Source organism: Roseomonas marmotae (genome assembly GCF_017654485.1).
GTDB classification, from domain to species: domain Bacteria; phylum Pseudomonadota; class Alphaproteobacteria; order Acetobacterales; family Acetobacteraceae; genus Pseudoroseomonas; species Pseudoroseomonas marmotae.
Genome location: NZ_CP061091.1, coordinates 1,039,670 through 1,060,744, shown reverse-complemented (window position 1 = coordinate 1,060,744; position 21,075 = coordinate 1,039,670). Strand labels below are relative to the sequence as shown.

Below are 21,075 nucleotides of genomic sequence, written 5' to 3'. Positions count from 1 at the left end.
CTCGATCCTCGTATCACGCCCGCTCCTCCTCCACCCTCGGCCCGTTGATCGGACGGAAGCGGATCGTCGCGGAGAAGCCGGCCTCCGCATAGTTCAGCACCACGGCGGAACCAGGCCCCAGCTCCGCCGGCAGGCCCCGCTCCAGCATGCGGGTGCCGAAGCCGCGCCGCTTCGGCGCCTGCACAGGCGGGCCACCCTCCTCCAGCCATCGCAGCTCGACCATGCCGTCATCCTCTTCGTGCCAGGCGACATGGATATGGCCGTCAGGCCGGCTCAATGCGCCATGCTTGGCCGCGTTGGTCGCCAATTCGTGCAGCGCCAGAGCCAGGCCCAGCGCCTGCTTCGGCGCCAGCCAGACCGCCGGCCCGCTCAGCCGCAGGCGTTCCTCCCCTTCCCCATGATCGGGCATGGCATGCCAGGGCGCCAGAGCCGCGCGCGCCGCATCCTCCAGCGTCGCGCCGCGCCAGGTGCGGGCGGTCAGTAGATCATGCCCGCGCGAGAGCGCCATCAGCCGCGCCTGGAAGTCGGACAGGAAGCGTTGCAGGGCTTCCGAATCGACGCCGGTGGTCCGGGCGGTCTGCATGGCCAGGGAATGCACGGTGGCCAGGGTGTTCTTCACCCGATGATTCAACTCGCCCAGCAGCAGCATCTGCCGTGCCTCAGCAGCCTTGGCGGAGGTGATGTCGCGCGCCAGCCCGCCACGCCGGCTGATGGCGCCCTGCGCGTCGAGAATCGGGAATCCGGTGTCACGGATCCAGCGCTGCCCGCCATCGGGCCGCAGGATGCGGTATTCGGCATCGAAATTGCCGCCGTTGCGCGCGGCGTCCCAGGCATCGAGCACCCGTTCCCGGTCACTGGCATGCACAGCCTGCAGCCACAGCTCCGGCTTGGCCATGACGGCTTCCTGGGGCAGGCCCCAGATCCGCTCGAAGGCCGGGCTGACGAATTCGCGCGTGGTGCCGCTGGGATCGGTCATCCACATCACATCGGGGCTGGCTTCGGCAAAGCGGCGGAAGCGGCTCTCGGAGGCCGCCAGCGCCGCCGCCGCCTGCACCGCGGCCTCGCGCGAGGCCGCATGGGCCGCGACCTGCCGCGCCAGGGCCTCCCGCGTCTCCACCATGTCCGTCACATCGGTCACGGTGCCGATCCAGCGGCGGAGCTGGCCGCGCGCCTGGCCCTCGGCCGCGTCGCGTACCGGCAGGGCGCGCGCCACGCACCAGCGCCAGCCGCCATCGGCCCGCCGCAACCGCAGTTCCGCCGAGAAAGACTCGCCCGCATGCAGCGCCCGGCGCCAGGCGCGCTCCGCGCGGCGCTGGTCCTCGGGATGCACGATCTGCGGCAGCATCTTCTGCGCCAGGCTGGCGGAGAGGCCGGTGAAGTCCTGCAGGCGTGGGTTGACGTAATCCACCTGTCCATCCGGCTGGGCGGACCAGACGATCTGCGGGATCGTCTCGGCCAGAGTACGGAAACGCTGCTCGCTCTCGCGCAGTTGCTCGGCGGCGCGCCGCTCGGCATCGATATCCATCAGCGCCGCGACGGCGCTCGTCACCCGCCCCCGCGCATCCCGCACGGCGCTGGCGGAGATCCGCACCCAGCAGAGGGTGCCGTCGCCCCGCCGGGTATGGAACTCGCCCACCGCCGGCATGCCCGTGCTCAGCGTGCGCGCCAGCGGCGCCTCCGACACCTCCACCTTCCGGCCATCGGGATGGTACCATTCCCAGTCGCCGCCATAGGAAGCCGCATCGCGCGAGAGGTTTGGCGGGCGGCGCAGGATCTCCTCCAGCCGCCGGTTGGCCAGGATCACACGGCCGGAATGCGCCTCGGCCACCATCACGCCGACGGGCACATTATCCAGCACCGCCTTCAGCAGGGACTCGTTCTCCCGCAGCGCCACCTCCGCCGCGCGCTCCGCGCTGACGTCGCGGAAGAAGATGGTCAGCCCCTCGGCCGAGGGATAGGCATCGGCGGAGATCCAGCGGCCCAGCACGACATGGAAGGCCGTGACGCGCTGCGGCTTCCGCTCGGTCATGGCGCGGCGATAGGCATGGGCGAAGGCGCCCTGGGCCCAGCCGGGATAGGCATCGGGCAGCACCCGGCCGGTCGCATCCCCCTTCCCGCCCAGTTGCAGGCGGGCACGGCCATTGAGGTAGAGCAGGCGCCAGTCGGGGTCGAGCACCAGCACCCCGTCGGTGGTGCTCTCCAGCACCGTTCGCAGCCGCGCCGCCAGTTCCAGCCGCTCGGCCTCCAGCACCTCCCGGCTGGCGGCGGCGTCGACCAGCGCCTCGCCCACCGCATCGATCTCCCGGACGCCGGAGCGGCGCAGGCCGGGCAGCGGCGCACCCTGGCCATAGGCGGCGGCCAGCCGGCCCATGCGGGCCAGCGGCGAGGCGATGCGCCGGTCCGCCCAGAAGGTCAGCCCCAGGGTGAACAGCAGCAGCAGCCCGCCGCCCAGCACCAGAACCGGCGCCAGCGCGCGGAACAGCACGCCATCCGGCATCGCCGCGGGCAGGCCCACCAGCACCAGCCAGGGCGAGGTGCCGACCCGGTGCCAAGCGGTGTACAAATCCCTCCCGTCGCGCGCCCGCGCGCGGGACCAGCCGAAATAGCGGCCGCTGGCCAGGGCTTGGCGGACGGCGCTCTCGGCCGGCAACTGCCGGCCGAGAGCGCTGGCGTCATAGGGCTCGCGGGCGATGATGCGGCCCTCGGCATCGGCGATCAGCGCCACCCAGCCCGGCGGCAGCGCCGCGCGTTGCAGGGAACCCAGCCAGAGCCGCAGCGGGTCCGTGCCGATGCTGAGGAAAAGAGGCTCCTGCCCCGGGCCGCGCGGCACCTCCAGCGTCAGCGCCACCTGATGCGGCGCGTCCGGGCGTTCGGGCGCCAGCACGCCCGAGAGGGTATCGGAGAGGAGTGTCTCCCGCCGGCGCGGGTCGGCAGGCACATTTTCCTGCGGCAGCGCCTCGCGATAGGGCTGGCTGGTATCCACCAGCACCCGCCCCGCGGCATCCGTCAGGCGGATGCGGCTGCCATCGACGCTTTGCAGCGCCATGGCCTGGTCATGGAAGGTGGCATAATCGCCGGACCGCAGGGCGGGCGAGCTGCCGAGCGCCGTCAGCGCCCCGCGCAGCCCCACCATTTCCCGCTCCAGCACGAAGGCCAGATTGCGGGCGGCGTCACGCGTATCGGTGGCGAAGCTGGCGCGCTGCGCCTCGGCCGCGCGCCAGGCGGTGTAGCCGGCGAGCATCCAGAGCGGCAGCAGCGCCGTCAGCCCGAGAATCAGCAGATGCAGACGTACTGGCAGGCGCCGGCGCCCACGCGTGCCGCCGCCCAGGATAGCGTCGCCTGGCCGCTCCGTCATGCCCGGCCTCTCCGGCCGGGGCGGCGGTTCGCCAAGTATCAAGCTCCCTCGCTCTCCCGCCATCAGCGGACCCGGGGCCAGGCGGCAGGCGCCCCGGTCCTTCAGCGGCGACTCCTATATCAGAGCAGGAAGCGCACGTCTGGCAAGGAAGAGGCGGCCTTTCCGTCCCTCTGTCAGTCGGCGTACTGGCCGGCGGCCTCGATCACGGGGCGCCACTTGAGGATATCGGCCTGCCAGAACTTGCTGGCGGCCTCGGGCGTCGCCCGCTCCTGCGCCACCGGGTCGGTGCCGAGATCCGTGAAGCGCTGCACCAGCTTCTCATCCTTCAGCGCCACCTGCAGCGCACGGGAGAGGCGGTTCACGATAGCCTCTGGCGTGCCCTTGGGGGCGTAGAGCGCGTGCCAGATGGTGACTTCCATCCCCGGCAGCCCGGCCTCCGCCGTGGTCGGCACGTCCGGCAGCGAGGCCAGGCGCTGCGGCGTCGTGACGGCGAAGACCTTCACCGCGCCGGCGCGGATCTGCTCGGTGGTATTGGTTGTCTGGTCGCACATCACATCCACCGTGCCGCCGATCAGGTCGGTCATGGCCGGGGCGGTGCCGCGATAGGGCACGGTGGTCATCGGCGCGTCCATCGCCTTCTGGAACAGCAGGCCGCAGAGATGGCTGGCGGCGCCGATGCCGGCATTGGCGTAGTTCAGCTTCTCCCGCTCCTTGCGGATCAGGACCACCAGCTCCTGCAGGTTGTTCGCCGGGATGTTCTTGCGGGTGATGATGGTCATCGGCACCTCGGTCACCAGACCGACCGGCGCGAAGCCGCCCACGGCGTCATAGGAGAGGCGGCGGTAGAGGCTCGGCGTGGTGCCCATGCCGATATGGTGCAGCAGCAGGGTGTAGCCATCGGGCCGCGCCTGCGCGACGCGCGCGGCGCCCAGCGTGCCGCCGGCGCCGCCGACATTCTCCACCACCACGGACTGGCCGAGGTCGCGGCTCATGGATTCCGCCACCAGGCGCGTCACCGTATCGGTGGGGCCGCCCGCCGCGAAGGGGACGACGATGGTGATGGCGCGGGTCGGGTAATCCGTCTGAGCCTGGGCGGGATTCGCACCGGGAAGCGACAGGGCGGCAAAAAGCGGCAGCGACAGGACCGCCAGCAGACTGCGTCGGAGCATGATTCGTTCTTCCTCCCGAGGGCGCATGTTCCGCTATCAGGACGGAACGTTGCGAGACGCGTCAATAGGGAAGAGCGGCCATGCCGCGCAAGCCGGTGTCGAAGGCCGTCAGCAGAAGCAGCAGGCAGGCCGTGCCCCCGAGCAGCAGCAGCAGGGCACCGGACCAGTGGCGCCGGTGCCGCCCCCCCAGACAGGCCAGCAGCAGGCAGGCCGGCAGGCTGACCGGCCACCATGCCAGGGCCAGCAGCACCGCCGCCTCCCACCAGGCGAGGCCGGAGGCAGCCACCGGGGCCGCCTGCCCTGTTTAGCTGTCCATCTTCAAGGCGGCGATGAAGGCGCTCTGCGGGATCTCGACCTTGCCGAACTGCCGCATGCGCTTCTTGCCTTCCTTCTGCTTCTCCAGAAGCTTGCGCTTGCGGCTGATGTCGCCGCCGTAGCACTTGGCGGTGACGTCCTTCGACATGGCGGAAATCGTCTCACGCGCGATGACGCGGCCGCCGATCGCCGCCTGGATGGGGATCTTGAAGAGCTGGCGGGGGATCAGCTCCTTCAGCTTCTCGCAGATGGCGCGGCCACGGCGGTCGGCCTGCGTCCGGTGCGCCATGAAGGAGAGCGCATCCACCGGCTCGTTGTTCACGAGAATGGAGATCTTCACCAGGTCGCCCTGGTCATAGCCATCCATCTGGTAGTCGAAGCTGGCATAGCCGCGGGAGACGGACTTCAGGCGGTCGTAGAAGTCGAAGACCACCTCGTTCAGCGGCAGGCGATAGACGGCCATGGCACGGTTGCCGACATAGGTCAGCTCCACCTGCTGGCCCCGCCGCTCGGAGCAGAGCGTCAGGATCGCGCCCAGATGCTCGTCCGGGACCATGATGGTGGCCTTGATCCAGGGCTCCTGGATGCTCTCGATCAGCGAGGGGTCCGGCATGTCGGCCGGGTTGTGCAGGTCGATCTCCTCGCCCTTCGTCATCTTCAGCTTGTAGACGACGGAAGGCGCGGTCGCGATCAGGTCAAGGTCGAACTCGCGGCTCAACCGCTCCTGGATGATCTCCAGGTGCAGCAGGCCGAGGAAGCCGCAGCGGAAGCCGAAGCCCAGCGCCGCGGAGCTTTCCGCCTCGAAATGGAAGGAGGCGTCGTTCAGCCGCAGCTTGCCGAGGCTCTCGCGCAGCTTCTCGAAGTCGTCGGCATCGACGGGGTAGAGGCCGCACCAGACCACGGGGATGGAGGGCTTGAAGCCCGGCAGCGGCTCGGCCGCCGGGTTGCGGTCATCGGTGATGGTGTCGCCGACATTGGTCTCGGCGACCGTCTTAATGGCGGCGTTCAGGTAGCCCATCTCGCCCGGGCCAAGGTAGTCGACGGGCACCATCTTGGGCGTGAAGATGCCGACGCTGTCCACCGTCTGGGTCGTGCCCTCCGCCATGAAGCGGATCTTCTGGCCCTTGCGGATGGTGCCGTCCTTCACCCGGATCAGGATGATGACGCCGAGATAGGGGTCGTACCAGCTATCCACCAGCAGCGCCTTCAGCGGCGCATTGATGTCGCCGGTGGGCGCCGGCAGGCGGGTCACGATGGCTTCCAGCACACCCTCGATGTTCAGGCCGGACTTGGCGCTGATCTCCACGGCGTCCGAGGCATCGAGGCCGATCACGTCCTCGATCTGCTGCTTCACCCGCTCCGGCTCGGCGGCGGGGAGGTCGATCTTGTTGAGGACCGGGACGATCTCGTGGTTGGCGTCGATGGCCTGGTAAACATTCGCCAGCGTCTGCGCCTCGACGCCCTGGGAGGCATCGACCACCAGCAGCGAACCCTCACAGGCGGCCAGCGAGCGGGAGACCTCATAGGCGAAGTCGACGTGGCCCGGCGTGTCCATCAGGTTCAGGACGTAGGAATTGCCGTCCTTCGCCTTGTAGTCCAGCCGGACGGAGGCGGCCTTGATGGTGATGCCGCGCTCCTGCTCCAGCTCCATGCTGTCGAGCATCTGCTCCTTCATGTCGCGCAGCGCGACGGAGCCGGTGGCCTGGATCAGCCGGTCGGCCAGCGTGGACTTGCCGTGGTCGATATGGGCGATGATCGAGAAGTTACGGATGCGGGAGATCGGCGTATCGGTCATGGGATTCCGGCGGTGGTACAAGGGACGGCTGGCGCGGCAGCATCCACCGCATATCCGGGCTTCAGATAAGGCAAGCGGCCCAGGGAATCAAAGCATGGTGGCAACTGCACCCCGCCTTCATGCGTCTTCCTACAGAAGCGCAACGATTACCGCGCGGGGAAATGCCATGCGTCGCCGAGACCTGCCGCCCCTGCTGGCCGCCCTCAGCCTGGCCGTCCCCGGCATGGTCCTGGCCCAGACGCCGCAAGAGCTTCTGCACAATTTCCTGGGCAATGCCACCGGCCGGCAGGGGGAGGATGAGCGGCGCCGCGAGGAGGATGCCGCCCGCTGGCGCGACGAGCAGGCCCGCCGCCAATGGGAGGAGCAGAGCCGGCGCGAGCGGGAGGATGCGCGTCGCCAGGGGGATGAGGGGCGCCAGCGGGCAGAGGAAAACCGCCGCCGGCAGGATGAGCGCATCCGGCAGATCGAGGACCGCCAGCGCCAGTCGCGCGAGCTGGATCGTCAGCGGCAGGAGGTGGAGGCCCAGCGCCGGCAGGTGGAGCGCGAGCGCCGGCGAATCGACGAGGAGCGCCGGCGGATCGAGATGCAGCGGCGCTGAAGCGGGTTTGACCGCCCGCGCGGAGAGCGCGATCCTCGCCCTGGCGGCCGGATCAACCGGCCCCGTCAGGCGAGGAAACACCATGGCCAGCTATCCCTTCACCGCGGCCGATCTGGAAGCCCTGCGGGCCTGGGACACGCCCACCATCTGCAATGCGCTGGAACTGGTCGTGCCGGAGCGGCGCGGCCATGGCTTCACCATCCGCCCCATGGTGGCAGCGGATGTGACGCTGAGGCCGATCTGCGGCCTGGCCCGCACCGGCACCCTGCGCGCCGCAGCCCCCTCCGGCCGCCCCGCCGCCGAGGACCATGCCATCCGCACGGGCTGGTATGAATATGTGGCCGACGCCGCCATGCCGACCATCGTGGTGCTGCAGGACCTGGACGATACCCCCGGCACCGGCGCCTTCTGGGGCGAGGTGCATACCGCCGTCCACAAGGCGCTGGGCGCCCAGGGATGCGTCACCAACGGCTCCTTCCGCGACATCGACATGCTGGCGCCGGAATTCCAGATCATCGGAGGCGTGGTGAATCCCAGCCACGCCTATGTCCATATGGTCGCCTACCGGCAGGATGTCTCCATCCACGGCATGGCCTGCGCCCATGACGCGGTGGTGCATGCGGACCGGCATGGCGCCGTCGTCATCCCGCATGAGGCCGTGGCGAAGCTGCCTGCCGCCATCGACCTCGGCGCGCGGCGGGAGAAGGTGATCCTCGACCTCTGTGCCTCGCCCGGTTTCTCGGTGGCGCGGCTGAAGGAGGCGTTGCGGCAGTCCAGCGAGATCCACTGACCCCACGGCATGCTGAGGGACGCCATCGAGACCATCCTGGCGCTGCAGCCTGCCTATAGCCCGGCCAATACGCCGGCCATGCAGCGCCGGGGCCGCTTCATCCGCCAGGTGCTGCCGCATGCCCTGCTGGCGCATCACGCGGCGCTGTCGGCGGCGATGGGTCCCTATGGCTTGGATCTGCGGGTCGAAGGGCGCGACGGGCTGGGGTCCAAGACCGCCACGCCCTGGGTGCGCTTCTTCTCCCGTGCCCGTTCCCCCAAGGCGCGGGATGGATGGTACTGCGTCTATCTCTTCGAGGCCTCGGGCCAGGGGCTGTATCTGTCGCTGGCCCATGGCTCCACCACCTGGGGGCCCGGCGGCTTCCGCCCGCGCCCGCCGGAGGAGATGGCGGGGCTGCGCGGCTGGGGGCGGCATGCGCTGGAAGGCATCCGGGAAACCCGCGGGGTGGAGGCGCTGGTGCTCGGCGGCTCGGCCCTGGCCGCCTCCTATGAACAGGCCTCTGTCCTGGCCATCCGCTACGCGACGGGGGCGATCCCGGAGGATGCGGTGCTGGCGGAGGATGCGCGGCGCTTCGCCGGCCATCTGCGCCGCATCCACGCCGCCGAGGACGCGGCCATCCGCCAGGCCGGCGCATAGGCCATCCGGGGCCTAGGGGGCTTGTCCGCCCTGGCGCCGCTCAGCCCGGCAGTCGCGCCGCGCCGCGACCTCGGCCGCGAGGCCACGCAGGGCGGGCTCGGGGCGGGCGGAGAGGCTGCGGACCAGATGCGCCAGCATATCCGGCGAGCCCGCCCCGGCGGCACGGCGGAACCAGTCCAGCGCCTCCTCCAGCCTCCCGTCCTCGGCCAGCAGCGTGCCCAGGTTGAACTGGGCGCGGAAATCCCCGGCGCGGGCGGCACGGATATAGAGCGCGTAGGCGGCGGCGGGATCGCGCGGCACGCCTTCCCATCCCTCCTCCAGGAAGCGGCCCAGCACGGTCAGGGATTTGGCATGCCCCTGCGCGGCGGCGGCGCGGAAGAGTTCCAGCGCCCGGGCGCGGTCCTCCGGCACCCCGGCGCCACGGGCATGGAGCCCGGCCAGGTTGTATTGCGCCCAGTCATGGCCGCGCTCGGCCGCCTGTGCGTAGAAGACGGCGGCCTGGGCGAAATCGACCGGCGTGCCCCAGCCCAGCTCGTGGCAGCGGCCGAGCATGTTGGTGCCGCGCACATCCCCGGCCTCATGCGCCAGGCGGAACCAGCCGAGGGCGCTGACGCGGTCCTGCCGCACCCCGCGCCCATCGGCCAGGATCTGCCCGTAGAGCAGCATGGCCTCCAGATGCCCGGCGCGGGCGGCGGCGGCGATCCAGCGCGCGGCTTCCTCCGGCGGGCCGGCGAAGGCGGCGGCCAGCTGCTCCGCGCTGGCGGCGCGGATCTCGACGAGGGTGACGGGCGGAAGCGGCGCGGGCGCCGGGGCCTGGCGGTGGAACATAGCCGGCTCGCTTAGCCAGGGCGGCACCGCGCGTCCAGTTTATTGCGAGTCCTTCTCAACATCAGGCCACCATGCCGCCGCGGATCTCGCGGAAGAGCTTGCGCTGGATGGCCTCGGCGAAATCGGCGTAGTCGGCGCAGCTGATCGCGAAGGCAGCGGGGCCGCCGATCACCTCGGCCTCGTAATGCGCCAGCAGCTCCGGCTCCTCGTTCAGCACGGCCAGGCCATTCAGCGTGACCCCGGCATTGACGCCGAGGTCCCGCACCGCCCCCGGCGCCGGACCCTGGTTGTGCCGCCCGTCGCCGGAGACATCGAGCACCATCCGCTCCGCCTCCGCCTCCAGCCCGCCCAGCAGCGCCAACCCGGCCGCCATGCCCAGGCCGAGCGCGGTGGCGCCGGGGGGCGGCAGGCGCGGGCTGGCATCGAGGGCATCGGCCAGGGCATGGGCGGCAGCGGCATCGGCGATGCGCATCCAGGGCACCGCCACCTCCTGCCGCGCGGACCAGAAGAGCACCGAGACCGCGATGGCGCCGCGCGGCCCGGCGGTGGCGGCCTGGATGATCCGCTCCTGCCGGAAGGCCTCGGCCAGCCCGCCCACCATCAGGCCGAATTCGTCGAAGTCCACGCTGGCCGAGACATCCACCGCCAGGCACAGCGCCAGGTCCACCGCCCGCATCCCGCTCTTCCCTCCAGATCCCGCCGCGAAGATGGGACGCGCGCGCCCCGCGTGGGAGGCATGGATTTGCTGCAAAAGATTGCGGGCGGTTCATTGTGAGGGCCGGACCCCCTATCTTCCTCTGATTGCCAGCGCGCCAGAGGATGCCGAGCCTGATGCCCGACCACTTGCCGCCGGCCCCGCCTCCTGCCGCGACGGAGGCTGTGCCGGGGATCGCCCATGACGAAACCGCCCCTATTTCCCGCATCGTGGCGGAGGTGGCCGCCACCTTTCCCGGGGAGCGGATCAGCCTGGGCGACATGGCCGATGCCTTCGGGGAACGCGCCTTCGGCCTGCTGATCCTGCTGCTCTGCCTGCCCAGCCTGCTGCCGGGCATGGCCAGCGTCTTCGGCCTGCCCATGCTGGTGCTGGGGGCGCAGATGGGGCTGGGGCTGCGCAAGCCGCGCCTGCCCGCCATCATGGCGCAGCGGACGGTGCGGCGCTCGGACCTGCTGCGGCTGGCCTCCGCCTCCTCCGGCGGGCTGCGCCGGGTGGAACGCTTCCTGCGGCCGCGCCCGGGCTGGTTCACCAGCCCGCTGGGCGAGCGCCTGGTGGGATGGCTGACCGTCTGGGCCGCGCTGATGCTGATCCTGCCGGGTCCCGGCACCAACGGCCCCCCTGCCTTCGGCACCATCGTCATGGCGCTGGGCGTGGTGGAGCAGGACAGCCGCGTGACCGCCTGGGGCGTCGGCCTGACCATCGCCGGCTGCCTGCTGGCCAGCGCCGTGCTGGCGGTCATCTGCCTCTTCGGGATGGCCGCCTTCACCTGGCTCTTCTGAGCCTCAGCCGCTGGTCTGCCCGGGTACCCAGAGCACATCCGCCCCCGCGTTCAGCCGGCGGCACAGCACGAAGAGGTGGTCGGAAAGCCGGTTGAGGTAGCGGATGGCCACCGGGTTCACCGGCTCCGCCGCGCCCAGCGCCACCACCACCCGCTCCGCCCGGCGCGCGGTGGTGCGGGCCAGATGCGCGAAGGCCGCCGCCGGCGTGCCGCCCGGCAGCACGAAGGAATGCAGCGGCGGCAGGCTGGCATTCATCTCCGCCACCTCCGCCTCCAGCCGGGCGCATTGATGGTCGGTCATGCGGAGGCGCCCATCGCCCCCCTCCCCCGGCATGCAGAGATCGGCGCCGAGGTCGAACAGGTCGTTCTGGATGCGCGCCAGCATCGCATCCTCCGGCTGGCCCAGCGTGTGCAGCCGCAGCAGGCCCAGCGTGGCATTGGCCTCGTCCACCACGCCGATCGCCTCGATCCGCAGGCTTTCCTTGCCCACGCGGCTGCCATCCCCCAGCGAGGTCTGCCCGGCATCGCCGCCGCGGGTGGTGATGATATCCAGACGAACCATGGCAAAGGCTCCCATCAGGGGCGGAAGGTGACGCGCCAGGTCAGGTTGCTCCAGACCGGCACGCCGTCACGGAGCGCCGGGTCGAAGCGGCATCGGCGGACGCTGCGGCTGACGGCCTCATCCAATTGGGGATAGCCGCTGCTCTCCACCACCCTCGCCTCGATCACATGGCCCTTGTCCGTCAGCCGCAGCCGCAGCGCCACATCGCCGCCAATGCCGGCCTGGCGCAGCGCCTCCGGATATTCGGTGGCATCGCTGCAGGCGACGTCGCGGGCGCGGGCGGCCCGTGTCTCCGGCGCGGGCGGCGCCAGGGCCAGCGCCGCGCCGGCACCCAGCCGCACCGGGGGCGTGGCCGGCGGGGGGTCTGCCTGCCGCGCGGGGCGCGCGGGTGAGGCGGGCAAGGATCGGGTTGGCACGGGTGGCGCCGGGGGCATGGGCGGGGCTGGCAGTGGCAGTGGCAGTTCCGCCGCCGCGGCCTGCGGCTGGGGCGGCGCGGCCGGCTCGGGCGCTGCGGGGGGGGCCGGCGCCGTGGCTTCCCCATCCCCGGCAGCGGCGGGCTCGGCCGGCATGGGTTCAGCCTCCGGCCCGGCCCGTGCGGGAAGCGGCGGCGGTGCGCCTTCCTCCTCCTGCCCTCGCAGCACCGCGAAGGTCACCGGCACCGCCTCCACCACCAGGGGCGGCACCCGATCGCGCGGCCAGGGGAAGAGCAGCGCCGCCAGCACCGCGGCATGCAGCGACAGTGCCGCCAGCCAGGCCCAGACCCGCAGCAGGCCCGGCCCTCGCGACGGCACCGGGCGGTTCACAGCACCAGCACGCCCTGGTGCTTGGCCTTCACTTCCGGCTCCACATGGATGGTGATGACGGCGCTGCCGAGCTCGGCCTTTAGCGCCGCCTCGATACGGTCGCAGATCTCATGCGCCACGCTCACCGTCATCTCCCCTGGCACCACCAGATGGAATTCGACGAAGGTGGTGCGGCCGGCATGGCGGGTTCGCAGGTCGTGCATCTCCAGCGCGCCCTCCCCCTCCTGCGACATCAGCGCGCGGATCCGCACCAGCAGGCCGGGCTCCACCGCCTCGTCCATCAGCCCGCCCACACTCTCCCGCAGCAGCCGCCAGCCGGAGAAGAGGATGTTCACCGCCGTCAGCGCCGCCAGCAGCGGGTCCAGCCAGAGGATGCCGGTCAGCGCCACCGCCGCGACGCCGACCACCACGCCGATGGAGGTGACGACATCCGCCATCAGGTGCCGCGCATCCGCCAGCAGCGCCGGCGAGCGCAGCCGCCGCCCATGGCGCCGCAGCACCATGGCCCAGCCGGCATTGCCCAGCGTGGCGACCACCGAGATGGCGAGGCCGAGGGTCGGCACCTCCGGCGTATGCGGCTCGAACCAGGCGCCCCAGGCTTCGTTCAGGATCAGCAGCGCGGCGACGATGATCAGCGCGCCTTCCAGCACCGCCGAGAAATACTCCGCCTTGGCATGGCCATAGGGGTGGTTGGCATCCGGCGGCACGGCGGAGAAGGACACGGCCAGGAGCGCGGCGAGCGCGGCGGCGACATTCACGACGGATTCCAGCGCATCGGCCATCAGCGCGACGCTGCCGGTCACCCACCAGGCACAGGCCTTCAGCGCCAGCACCGCCAGGGCCACAACCACGCTTCCCGTTGCGAGCCTCGCCGCACGGTCCATCTGCTCTTATCCCATGCTGCAGGTCCGGTGCCGCTTCTAAGACCGGAGGGCATGCGGCCGGCAACCGGAAAAATGTCAAGCCTGCCCTGGACAAATCCGTGAGCAGCCATGCGCTTCTGGAACCATCCCAGTCGAGAAGGCTTCTCCACCCCGTTGGTAGCTCAGTGAACAACGGAGGACAGAAAAGCATGTATTTCCACGACAAGCGGCTCCAGTACCCCGTGAGAGTCACGACCCCGGACCCGCTCTTCGCCCGGCAGTTGCAGCAGGCCATCGGCGGCGTGGAGGGCGAGATCCGCGTCTGCCTGCAGTATTTCTTCCAGGCCTGGGGTGCCCGCGGCCCCAATACCAAATACCGCGACATGCTGCTGCATACCGCGACCGAAGAGATCGGCCATATCGAGATGCTGGCCACCGCCGTCGCGCTGAACCTGGAGAATGCGCCCCTGACGCTCCAGGAAACCGCGGCCGCGGCAAGCCCGGTGGTGAATGCCGTGATGGGCGGCGAGCGCCCACGCCATGTGGTGGAAGGCATGTTGCAGCAGCACATCCTCTCCTCCGGCCTCGCGGCGATGCCGGTGAATTCGGATGGCATTCCCTTCGACTGCTCGCATATCTATGCTAGCGGCAATCTGGCCGGCGACATGTTCGCCAATGTCACCGCCGAGGCGACAGGCCGCACCCTGGCCGTGCGCCTCTACAACGCGGCCAAGGACCCCGGGATGAAGGACATGCTGAGCTTCCTGATCGCCCGCGACACCATGCACCAGCAGCAATGGCTGGCCGCGATCGAGGAACTGGGTGGTACGAAGGCCCTGCCGGTGCCGAACAGCTTCGACCAGTCGCTGGAGAAGCAGGAATTCAGCTACGTCTATATGGGCACCCATGTGAATGGCGAGGCGCCGCCGGAGGGGCGCTACACCTCTGGCCCCTCGATGGATGGCAAAGGCCAGTTCAGCGTCATCCAGTCGATGCCGCTGGGCGAGGAGCCGGTGCTGGGTCCGGCCCGCGAAGGGTCCGGCGCGCAGGCCGAGCAGATCGGCAAGATCTGACCGACGGGCCGGGGGAGCGATCCCCCGGCCTTTCTCATCTCAGACCGAGAAGTATTTCGCGCGCGGGTGGTGCAGCACGATGGCACTGGTGGATTGCTCCGGGTGCAGCTGCCACTCGTCGCTGATAGAGACGCCGATGCGGTCGGAACCCAGCAGCTTCAGCAGCGGCGCCTGATCCTCCAGCCGCGGGCAGGCGGGATAGCCGAAGGAATAGCGGCCGCCGCGATAGCTCTGCGCCAGCATCTTCTCCATGTCGCGGTCATCCTCACCGGCATAGCCGAGCTCGGCGCGGATGCGCTTATGGACGTATTCCGCCATGGCCTCCGCCATCTCCACCGAGAGGCCGTGCAGGTAGAGGTAGTCCTGGTAGCGGTTGGCCTCGAACCAGTCGCGCGCCATGTCGCTGGCCTTCTGGCCGACGGTCACGACCTGCAGCCCGATGACGTCGCGATGCTCCGGCCCATCCTCGATATCGCGGATGAAGTCGGCGATGCAGTCGCCATCCTGCTTCGGCTGGCGCGGCAGGGTGAAGCGGCAAGCCTCGGTGATGCCGTCCTCCTCGAAGAGGATGACGTCATTCCCCTGCCCCGCGCATTTCCAGTAGCCGTAGATGGCCTGAGGCTTGAGGATCTGCTCCTGCTCGGACAGGGCCAGCATCCGCTTCAGCACGGGGCGCAGCTCCTGCTTCGCCCAGCCGATGAAGTCCTCCAGGCTGCGGCCCTGTTTCCGGAAGCCCCACTGGAACTGGTAGAGCGAGCGCTCGTTGACGAAGGGCACCACGGCCTTCGGGTCGCTTTGCAGGATGCGGCTGCCCCAGAAGGGCGGCACCGGCACCGGCTCATCGGCCGTCAGGCGGCGGCGGCGTTCCTGGGCGTAGTTCAGGTCCACGGGCGCGAAGCCGCGCGGGTCGGCGGTGCCGAGCACGCGGGTGGTGTTGCGGGACTTGCCGGCGCGCTTCTGCTGCAAGGTGCCAAGATAGCCGTCGAAATCGCTGCCCATCACCCGATCCATCAGGTGCAGGCCGTCGAAGGCATCCCGCGCATAGGCGACACGGCCGGAGGAATAGGCGTTGACGCAGTCATCCTCGACGAAATTGCGCGTCAGCGCGGCGCCGCCCAGCAGCACCGGCACCTCCAGCCCCTGGCGTGACATCTCCTCGAGGTTTTCCTTCATCACCACCGTGGACTTCACCAGCAGGCCGGACATGCCGATGGCATGCGCCTTGTGCTGCTGCACGGCGGCGATCATGTCGTTCAGCGGCACCTTGATGCCGAGATTGACGACCTTGTAGCCGTTGTTGGTGAGGATGATGTCGACGAGGTTCTTGCCGATGTCATGCACGTCGCCGCGCACGGTGGCCAGCACGATGGTGCCTTTCTCCTGGCCTTCCACGCGCTCCATGTGCGGTTCCAGATAAGCGACGGCGGCCTTCATGGTCTCGGCCGATTGCAGCACGAAGGGCAGCTGCATCTTGCCGGCGCCGAACAGCTCGCCCACGACCTTCATGCCTTCCAGCAGAATGCCGTTGATGATGTCGAGCGGTTTTAAGCCCTTGGCCATCGCATCGGCGAGTTCGTCATCCAGGCCCTTGCGGTCGCCATCGACGATGCGGTCCTTCAGGCGGTCCTCGACCGTCTCCGCCTTCACCTTCTTGGCGGAATCCGCCGCCTTGCGGCCGGCGAACATCTCCAGCAGCTTCTGCAAAGGATCGTAGCCTTCGCTGCGGCGATCGAAGATCAGATCCTCCGCCACCTTCACCTCTTCCGGCGGGATGCTGTGCAGCGGCTTGATCTTGGAGACATGCACGATGGCGCCGGTCATGCCCGCCTTCACCGCATGGTCCAGGAAGACGCTGTTCAGCACGTGACGCGAGGCCGGGTTCAGGCCGAAGGAGATATTGGACAGGCCGAGGATGATCTGGATGTCCGGGAACTTCTCCCGGATCATGCGGATGCCTTCCAGCGTCCAGAGGCCGAGCTTGCGGTCGTCCTCGTTGCCGGTGGCGATGGTGAAGGTCAGCGGGTCGATCAGCAGGTCGCTCTGCGGCAATCCGTGCTTGTTGCAGGCGAAATCCACCAGCCGCTCGGCGATGCGGAGCTTGTCCTCCGGCGTCTTCGCCATGCCTACCTCATCAATGGTGAGCGCGATGACGGCGGCGCCGAACTTCTTGGCCAGCTTCAGGCGCTCGGTCGCATGCCCTTCGCCATCCTCGAAGTTGATCGAGTTGATGATGGGCTTGCCGCCATGCAGCTTCAGGGCGGATTCGATGACCGGCGTTTCCGTCGAATCGATCACCAGCGGCGCGTTGACGCTGCCGGTGAAGCGGCGGATCACCTCATTCATCTCGCCCATTTCGTCACGGCCGACAAAGGCGGTGCAGATATCGAGGGAGTTGGAACCCTCGCCCACCTGCTCCCGCCCCATGGCGACGCAGCCGTCCCAGTCATGCGCCGCCTGCCGCTCCCGCCAGGCCTTGGAGCCATTGGCGTTGCAGCGCTCGCCGATGGAGAAGTAGCTGTTCTCCTGCCGCAGCGAGACCTGGCCATAGAGGCTGGCGACCGAGGGCACCCAGAAGGACTTTCGCGCCACCGGCGCCGGGCGCAGCGCCGCGCCGCCGCGCTTGCGCAGCATGGCATCCAGCGCCTGGATATGCGGCGTGGAGGTGCCGCAGCAGCCGCCAATCAGGTTGATGCCGTCCTCACTGATGAAGCGCTCCATCCAGGAGGCCATCTCGGCGGCGCCCAGCGGATAATGCGTCTTGCCATCCACCAGCTCCGGCAACCCGGCATTGGGCTGGCAGGAGAGCAGGCCGGGCCAGTTGGCGGCCAGCCAGCGAACATGCTCCGCCATTTCCTGCGGGCCCGTCGCGCAGTTCAGCCCGATCAGCGGCACGTCCAGCGCATGGATGGCGGTCGCGGCGGCGGCGATATCGGAACCCACCAGCAAAGTGCCCGTGGTCTCCACCGTCACCTGGACAAAAATGGGGATATCGCTGCCGGCCTCGGCCTTGGCGATCTTGGCCGCGTTCACGGCGGCCTTGATGAAGAGCGTGTCCTGGTTGGTCTCGGTCAGCAGCGCATCGGCGCCGCCGGCGATCAGGCCGCGGCATTGCTCGACCAGCGCCGCTTCCAGCGTGTCGTAGTCGATATGGCCCAGGCTCGGCAGCTTGGTGCCCGGCCCGATATCGCCGATCACCCAGCGGTCGCGGCCATCGGCGAAGGTCTCCGCCGCCTCGCGCGCCAGTTCCACCGAGAGCTTGTTGATCTCGAAAGCCCGGCTGCCCAGCTCGAATTCTTCCAGCGTGATGGGCGAGCCGCCGAAGCTGTTGGTCAGCACCATGTCCGACCCGGCCTCGTAATAGCCGCGATGGATTTCCCGCACGAGCTCGGGCCGCGAGAGGTTCAGGACCTCAGTGCAGTTCTCCTTGCCCCAGAAATCCTTCTCGATCTCCAGCGTCAGGGCCTGGACGCGCGAGCCCATGCCACCGTCGCACAGCAGAACACGGTCGCGCAGGGCATCGAGCAGGTGGGGACGGGCCATCAGATCAGGGCCTTCCTTCAGAAGTTCAGGGACGTTTCGGGGAGCGCGGCGACCGGTGCCGCCAGGCGCCGGGCCGGCCAGAGCCGCACGGCCAGGGGCCCCGCGACCTCCACCGGCGGCATCGGCGCGCAGCCGGCGGCACCCAGCCAGCCAGCCAGCGCCGCGTCGTCGAAGCCGGGCCAGCGGTGCGCCAGCCCGGTCAGCAGCTCGCTCCGCTGATGCGGGGCGAGGTCGATCACCACCAGCAGCCCCTCAGGCTTCAGCACGCGCGCGGCCTCGGCCAGGGCGGCCTGGGGGTCCTCGGCGTAGTGCAGCACCATCTGCAGCGTGGCCAGGTCGAAGCCGGCATCGGGCAGCGGCAGGCGGTACATATCGGCCAACCGCACGCTGGCATTGGGCATGTCGCGCTCGGCCAGGCGGGCGCGGGCGAGCGCCAGCATCTCCCGGCTGGCATCCAGGCCCAGCACGGCCTCCGCGCGCGGCGCCAGCACGTCCAGCAGCTTGCCGGTGCCGGTGCCGATATCGACCGCGCGGCCCAACCGCTTCGGCAGCAGCCCGACCAGTGCCGCCTCGATGGCCGGCGACGGCAGGCCCAGGCCACGCATCTCGTCCCAGTCGGCGCCATGGCGGCGGAAGCTCTCGCTGGCCACGCGGGCGCGCTCGGCGGCGATACGGGCGCTGGCACGGCGGTCGGCGGCGATGGTGGCGTCATCCTCCGGGAGACGCGCTAGCAGCTGCCGGGCCAGCCCGCCATCCTGGCCAAGCTGGAAATAGGCATTGGCGCCTTCCTGCAGCCGCTCCAGCAGTCCGGCTTCCACCAGCAGCTTCAGGTGGCGCGACAGGCGCGGCTGCGACTGGCCGAGGATGGCGCAGAACTCACTGACGCAGAAGGCGCCACGCGCGCAGAGGGCCAGCAGGCGCAGGCGCGTCGGTTCGGCAGCGGCACGCAATTGGGTGAGCAGGGGCTCCATGGCCTTGCGGATGACATAAAGACATCTTTATGTCTAGTGTCATGAACTGGTCGCTCGACGCCCGCACTCCTGTCCGCCTGCTGGCGCATGCCGCCGAGGCGCCGCCCGGCGCCGTGGTGCTGGCCGAGGATGGCGCTGCCCTGCCCCCCGGAACGGCGCGGGTGGAACGCTATGCCACCCCGGCGGCCACGGCGCACCCGATCGGCTGCGCCTGCTGCCAGCCACGCAGTCCCGCCGCCATCGCGCTGGACCGGCTCTTCCTGGCCCGCATGCGCGGCGAGACACCCTGGTTCAAGGAGATCGTGGCACTGGCCGTCACGGATGCAGGCCGCCAGGCCGTCCTGGCCGCGCTGCAGCAGGACAACGTGATATCGGCGCGGTTCCGCGCAGAGGGATGAAGGCTGGGGGAATGAGTTCCCCCAGACCCCCTTCTTCTTTTTGCGAGTTTGCCTCCGTCAAAGGCCAGACCTTACCACTGAGCGGCTTTCATGCATGGCGGTTCCACCGCCGCCCCGGCCTTCCGCTGGCCCTTCAGCAGAAATGCGCCCCGCGCGTTTCCACCGGCAGCACGTAGAGCGACTGGCTGGCGCACATGAAGAGCTGGTTGCGCCGCGTGCCACCGAAGCAGAGGTTGGCGCAGATCTCCGGCAACTTGATCAGCCCGATGCGCTGGCCGTCGGGAGCGAAGACATGCACGCCGTCATAGCCATCGCCCACCCAGCCGGCGCCGACCCAGAGGTTACCGGCCTCGTCGCAGCGGATGCCGTCGCCCATTCCGGTCTTGCCGTCCATCTCCATGGAACAGAAGGTGCGTGGATTGGTCAGCTGCTTCCCCTGCACGTCGAAGGCCCAGATGATGCTCTTCGCCTCCGGGTAGTGGCTGATGCCGGTATCGGCGACATAGAGGGTGCGGTAGTCCGGGCTGAAGCAGAGGCCATTGGGCTTGAAGGGCTGGTCCGCCACCTTCTCCACCTGCCCGCTGCCGGGATCGATGCGGTAGACCGCTTCCTTGATCAGCGGGCGCGGTGAATTCGCGGCTTCGGGCAGCCGGTTGCCCTCGTAGTCCATCAGGCCGCCATAGCCGGGGTCGGTGAACCAGATGCCGCCGTCCTCGGGATGCACCACCGCGTCGTTGGGGGCGTTGAAGAGGCCGTCAGGGCCGCGCGCGGCCAACACGGTCACCGTCCCGTCCGGCTCGTAGCGCACCACGTCCCGGTAATAGTGGCGGCAGGCGATCTGCCTTCCCTCCCGGTCGAAGGTATTGCCGTTGGAATAGCCGGAATGGCTTCGGAAGCGGCGGGAGACATGGCGGTCCTCCTCCGTCATCCGCAGGCACTCGTCATTGGGGATGTCGGACCAGATCAGGAAGCGGCCATTGGCGTTCCAGGCAGGACCCTCGGCCCAGCCCAGGCCGGTATAGATCCGCTGGATGCGGCTATTGCCCAGCCTGGCGGCGAAGCGCTTCGGGTCCAGCGCCACCACATCGGCATCGGGGTAGCGGACCGGCGCTCCGCCGGGGCCGTAATCGCGCCCGGCGCCCTGCTGCGCCGCGGCCGGCAGCGCCATGGCCATGAGCGCCGAGGCCCCCAGCATCGCACGGCGTCCCGTCGTCACCTGATGCATCATGTCATTCTCCCTTTTCCCGGCGTCATGGGCGCGCCAGGTGGCGGAAGCTTGGCATGTCAGGCGGCGCCGCTGTGCTACACGCCTTGCGGAGCGCCGCGGCCCGGGGTGATCAGGGCAGCGTGCGGTCCCCGGCGCCCAGCGGCCGCTGCATGTAGACGACATCCAGCCAGCGGCCGAATTTCAGCCCGGCCGAGCGCAGCAGCCCGACCTGCCTGAAGCCCAGCGAGAGATGCAGGCCGATGGAGCCGACATTCTCGGAATCCCCGATCACGGCGAACATCTGCCGGAAGCCCGCCGCCTCCGCCCGCGCGACCAGTGCCGCGACCAGGCTCTTGCCGACGCCCTGACCCCGCACGTCGTCACGGACATAGATCGAATCCTCGGCCGAGAAGCGATAGGCCGAGCGGTCCCGCAAGGCGGCGAAATAGCCATAGCCCTTCACCTCCCCCTCATCCTCGGCCACCAGCCAGGCCCAGCCACTGTCCTGCACGCGGGCCAGGCGCCGGGCCATCTCGTCCTGGTCGGGCGGCGTTTCCTCGAAGGTGCCGGTGCCGGTCAGCACGTGATGGGCATAGATCGCGACGATGGCCGGAAGGTCATCGGCAGTGGCGTCGCGCAGGATCATCCGGGGGTCTCCACCACGCTGGACAGGGAACCG

Annotated in this window: 19 protein-coding genes; 6 read left to right on the top strand and 13 right to left on the bottom strand. The window is 69.6% G+C overall.

Translation table 11 applies throughout. The annotated features are described in order from the left end of the window. Positions 1 to 13 precede the first annotated feature (13 nt). The 4 genes from IAI58_RS23260 to lepA all read right to left on the bottom strand — a co-directional run bounded on the left by IAI58_RS23260 (position 14) and on the right by lepA (position 6,634). Complete coding sequence (locus tag IAI58_RS23260) at positions 14 to 3,355, bottom strand: PAS domain S-box protein (protein ID WP_207448567.1); 3,342 nt, start codon at positions 3,353 to 3,355, stop codon at positions 14 to 16. A 173-nt stretch (positions 3,356 to 3,528) separates the two neighbouring features. Next, a complete protein-coding gene (locus IAI58_RS05040; protein WP_207448565.1) occupies positions 3,529 to 4,524 on the bottom strand; it encodes a tripartite tricarboxylate transporter substrate-binding protein in 996 nt (331 codons plus the stop codon). A gap of 61 nt (positions 4,525 to 4,585) precedes the next feature. Beyond that, positions 4,586 to 4,810 carry a hypothetical protein gene (locus IAI58_RS05035; protein WP_207448563.1) on the bottom strand — a complete coding sequence of 75 codons (225 nt, stop codon included), beginning with the start codon at positions 4,808 to 4,810 and terminating at the stop codon, positions 4,586 to 4,588. Positions 4,811 to 4,828: 18 nt separating this feature from the next. Next, positions 4,829 to 6,634, bottom strand: coding sequence for a translation elongation factor 4 (gene lepA / locus IAI58_RS05030; protein WP_207448561.1), 1,806 nt, complete (start codon positions 6,632 to 6,634; stop codon positions 4,829 to 4,831). A gap of 166 nt (positions 6,635 to 6,800) precedes the next feature. Here lepA and IAI58_RS05025 point away from each other — a divergent pair, with 166 nt between their 5' ends. From IAI58_RS05025 to IAI58_RS05015, 3 genes are all read left to right on the top strand, one after another. Further along, a complete protein-coding gene (locus IAI58_RS05025; protein ID WP_207448560.1) occupies positions 6,801 to 7,232 on the top strand; it encodes a hypothetical protein in 432 nt (143 codons plus the stop codon). Between the two features lie 82 nt (positions 7,233 to 7,314). After that, positions 7,315 to 8,022, top strand: coding sequence for an RraA family protein (locus IAI58_RS05020; protein ID WP_207448558.1), 708 nt, complete (start codon positions 7,315 to 7,317; stop codon positions 8,020 to 8,022). Between the two features lie 9 nt (positions 8,023 to 8,031). Next, a complete protein-coding gene (locus tag IAI58_RS05015) occupies positions 8,032 to 8,658 on the top strand; it encodes an MrcB family domain-containing protein (protein ID WP_207448556.1) in 627 nt (208 codons plus the stop codon). A gap of 12 nt (positions 8,659 to 8,670) precedes the next feature. Here IAI58_RS05015 and IAI58_RS05010 read toward each other — a convergent pair whose 3' ends face one another. Together IAI58_RS05010 and IAI58_RS05005 are read right to left on the bottom strand one after the other, a co-directional pair. After that, positions 8,671 to 9,486, bottom strand: a complete 816-nt coding sequence (locus IAI58_RS05010; RefSeq protein ID WP_207448554.1) for a tetratricopeptide repeat protein — start codon at positions 9,484 to 9,486, stop codon at positions 8,671 to 8,673. A 61-nt stretch (positions 9,487 to 9,547) separates the two neighbouring features. Beyond that, the gene (locus IAI58_RS05005; RefSeq protein ID WP_207448552.1) at positions 9,548 to 10,162 is read right to left on the bottom strand and encodes a DUF1194 domain-containing protein; all 615 of its coding nucleotides are present in this window, start codon (positions 10,160 to 10,162) and stop codon (positions 9,548 to 9,550) included. 155 nt (positions 10,163 to 10,317) lie between these two features. On the opposite strand from IAI58_RS05005, the gene IAI58_RS05000 reads away from it, so the two are divergent. Beyond that, on the top strand, positions 10,318 to 10,980 hold the full coding sequence (locus IAI58_RS05000) for an exopolysaccharide biosynthesis protein (protein ID WP_207448549.1): 663 nt from the start codon (positions 10,318 to 10,320) through the stop codon (positions 10,978 to 10,980). Positions 10,981 to 10,983: 3 nt separating this feature from the next. On the opposite strand, the gene IAI58_RS04995 is transcribed toward IAI58_RS05000, so the two are convergent. The 3 genes from IAI58_RS04995 to IAI58_RS04985 are packed head-to-tail and all read right to left on the bottom strand — an operon-like array spanning position 10,984 to position 13,228. Further along, positions 10,984 to 11,541 (bottom strand): cob(I)yrinic acid a,c-diamide adenosyltransferase, encoded by a 558-nt coding sequence (locus tag IAI58_RS04995; RefSeq protein ID WP_207448547.1) that lies wholly within the window; start codon positions 11,539 to 11,541, stop codon positions 10,984 to 10,986. 14 nt (positions 11,542 to 11,555) lie between these two features. Beyond that, positions 11,556 to 12,332 (bottom strand): energy transducer TonB, encoded by a 777-nt coding sequence (locus IAI58_RS04990; protein WP_207448544.1) that lies wholly within the window; start codon positions 12,330 to 12,332, stop codon positions 11,556 to 11,558. 8 nt (positions 12,333 to 12,340) lie between these two features. After that, a complete protein-coding gene (locus IAI58_RS04985; RefSeq protein WP_207448542.1) occupies positions 12,341 to 13,228 on the bottom strand; it encodes a cation diffusion facilitator family transporter in 888 nt (295 codons plus the stop codon). A gap of 188 nt (positions 13,229 to 13,416) precedes the next feature. Between IAI58_RS04985 and IAI58_RS04980 the strand changes: the two genes are divergently transcribed. Then, positions 13,417 to 14,280 carry a manganese catalase family protein gene (locus tag IAI58_RS04980; RefSeq protein WP_207448540.1) on the top strand — a complete coding sequence of 288 codons (864 nt, stop codon included), beginning with the start codon at positions 13,417 to 13,419 and terminating at the stop codon, positions 14,278 to 14,280. Positions 14,281 to 14,319: 39 nt separating this feature from the next. Here IAI58_RS04980 and metH read toward each other — a convergent pair whose 3' ends face one another. Further along, a complete protein-coding gene (gene metH / locus IAI58_RS04975; protein WP_207448538.1) occupies positions 14,320 to 17,820 on the bottom strand; it encodes a methionine synthase in 3,501 nt (1,166 codons plus the stop codon). A gap of 17 nt (positions 17,821 to 17,837) precedes the next feature. Further along, the gene (locus IAI58_RS04970; RefSeq protein WP_207448536.1) at positions 17,838 to 18,791 is read right to left on the bottom strand and encodes an ArsR/SmtB family transcription factor; all 954 of its coding nucleotides are present in this window, start codon (positions 18,789 to 18,791) and stop codon (positions 17,838 to 17,840) included. A 29-nt stretch (positions 18,792 to 18,820) separates the two neighbouring features. On the opposite strand from IAI58_RS04970, the gene IAI58_RS04965 reads away from it, so the two are divergent. After that, positions 18,821 to 19,189: a hypothetical protein gene (locus IAI58_RS04965; RefSeq protein ID WP_207448534.1), complete on the top strand. Its 369-nt coding sequence runs from the start codon at positions 18,821 to 18,823 to the stop codon at positions 19,187 to 19,189. A 133-nt stretch (positions 19,190 to 19,322) separates the two neighbouring features. Here IAI58_RS04965 and IAI58_RS04960 read toward each other — a convergent pair whose 3' ends face one another. Together IAI58_RS04960 and IAI58_RS04955 are read right to left on the bottom strand one after the other, a co-directional pair. Then, complete coding sequence (locus IAI58_RS04960) at positions 19,323 to 20,417, bottom strand: SMP-30/gluconolactonase/LRE family protein (protein ID WP_207448532.1); 1,095 nt, start codon at positions 20,415 to 20,417, stop codon at positions 19,323 to 19,325. 109 nt (positions 20,418 to 20,526) lie between these two features. Next, positions 20,527 to 21,042: a GNAT family N-acetyltransferase gene (locus IAI58_RS04955; protein WP_207448530.1), complete on the bottom strand. Its 516-nt coding sequence runs from the start codon at positions 21,040 to 21,042 to the stop codon at positions 20,527 to 20,529. Between the last annotated feature and the right edge of the window lie 33 nt (positions 21,043 to 21,075).

Coding starts and splice junctions, on each gene's coding strand:
- IAI58_RS04995 (WP_207448547.1), bottom strand. CDS start 11,541: ATGGTTCGTCTGGATATCATCACCACCCGCGGCGGCGATGCCGGGCAG.
- IAI58_RS05010 (WP_207448554.1), bottom strand. CDS start 9,486: ATGTTCCACCGCCAGGCCCCGGCGCCCGCGCCGCTTCCGCCCGTCACC.
- IAI58_RS04960 (WP_207448532.1), bottom strand. CDS start 20,417: ATGATGCATCAGGTGACGACGGGACGCCGTGCGATGCTGGGGGCCTCG.
- IAI58_RS05000 (WP_207448549.1), top strand. CDS start 10,318: ATGCCCGACCACTTGCCGCCGGCCCCGCCTCCTGCCGCGACGGAGGCT.
- IAI58_RS05025 (WP_207448560.1), top strand. CDS start 6,801: ATGCGTCGCCGAGACCTGCCGCCCCTGCTGGCCGCCCTCAGCCTGGCC.
- IAI58_RS04970 (WP_207448536.1), bottom strand. CDS start 18,791: ATGGAGCCCCTGCTCACCCAATTGCGTGCCGCTGCCGAACCGACGCGC.
- lepA (WP_207448561.1), bottom strand. CDS start 6,634: ATGACCGATACGCCGATCTCCCGCATCCGTAACTTCTCGATCATCGCC.
- IAI58_RS04980 (WP_207448540.1), top strand. CDS start 13,417: ATGTATTTCCACGACAAGCGGCTCCAGTACCCCGTGAGAGTCACGACC.
- IAI58_RS05015 (WP_207448556.1), top strand. CDS start 8,032: ATGCTGAGGGACGCCATCGAGACCATCCTGGCGCTGCAGCCTGCCTAT.
- IAI58_RS05040 (WP_207448565.1), bottom strand. CDS start 4,524: ATGCTCCGACGCAGTCTGCTGGCGGTCCTGTCGCTGCCGCTTTTTGCC.
- IAI58_RS04985 (WP_207448542.1), bottom strand. CDS start 13,228: ATGGACCGTGCGGCGAGGCTCGCAACGGGAAGCGTGGTTGTGGCCCTG.
- IAI58_RS05005 (WP_207448552.1), bottom strand. CDS start 10,162: ATGCGGGCGGTGGACCTGGCGCTGTGCCTGGCGGTGGATGTCTCGGCC.
- IAI58_RS04965 (WP_207448534.1), top strand. CDS start 18,821: ATGTCTAGTGTCATGAACTGGTCGCTCGACGCCCGCACTCCTGTCCGC.
- metH (WP_207448538.1), bottom strand. CDS start 17,820: ATGGCCCGTCCCCACCTGCTCGATGCCCTGCGCGACCGTGTTCTGCTG.
- IAI58_RS05020 (WP_207448558.1), top strand. CDS start 7,315: ATGGCCAGCTATCCCTTCACCGCGGCCGATCTGGAAGCCCTGCGGGCC.
- IAI58_RS04955 (WP_207448530.1), bottom strand. CDS start 21,042: ATGATCCTGCGCGACGCCACTGCCGATGACCTTCCGGCCATCGTCGCG.
- IAI58_RS23260 (WP_207448567.1), bottom strand. CDS start 3,355: ATGACGGAGCGGCCAGGCGACGCTATCCTGGGCGGCGGCACGCGTGGG.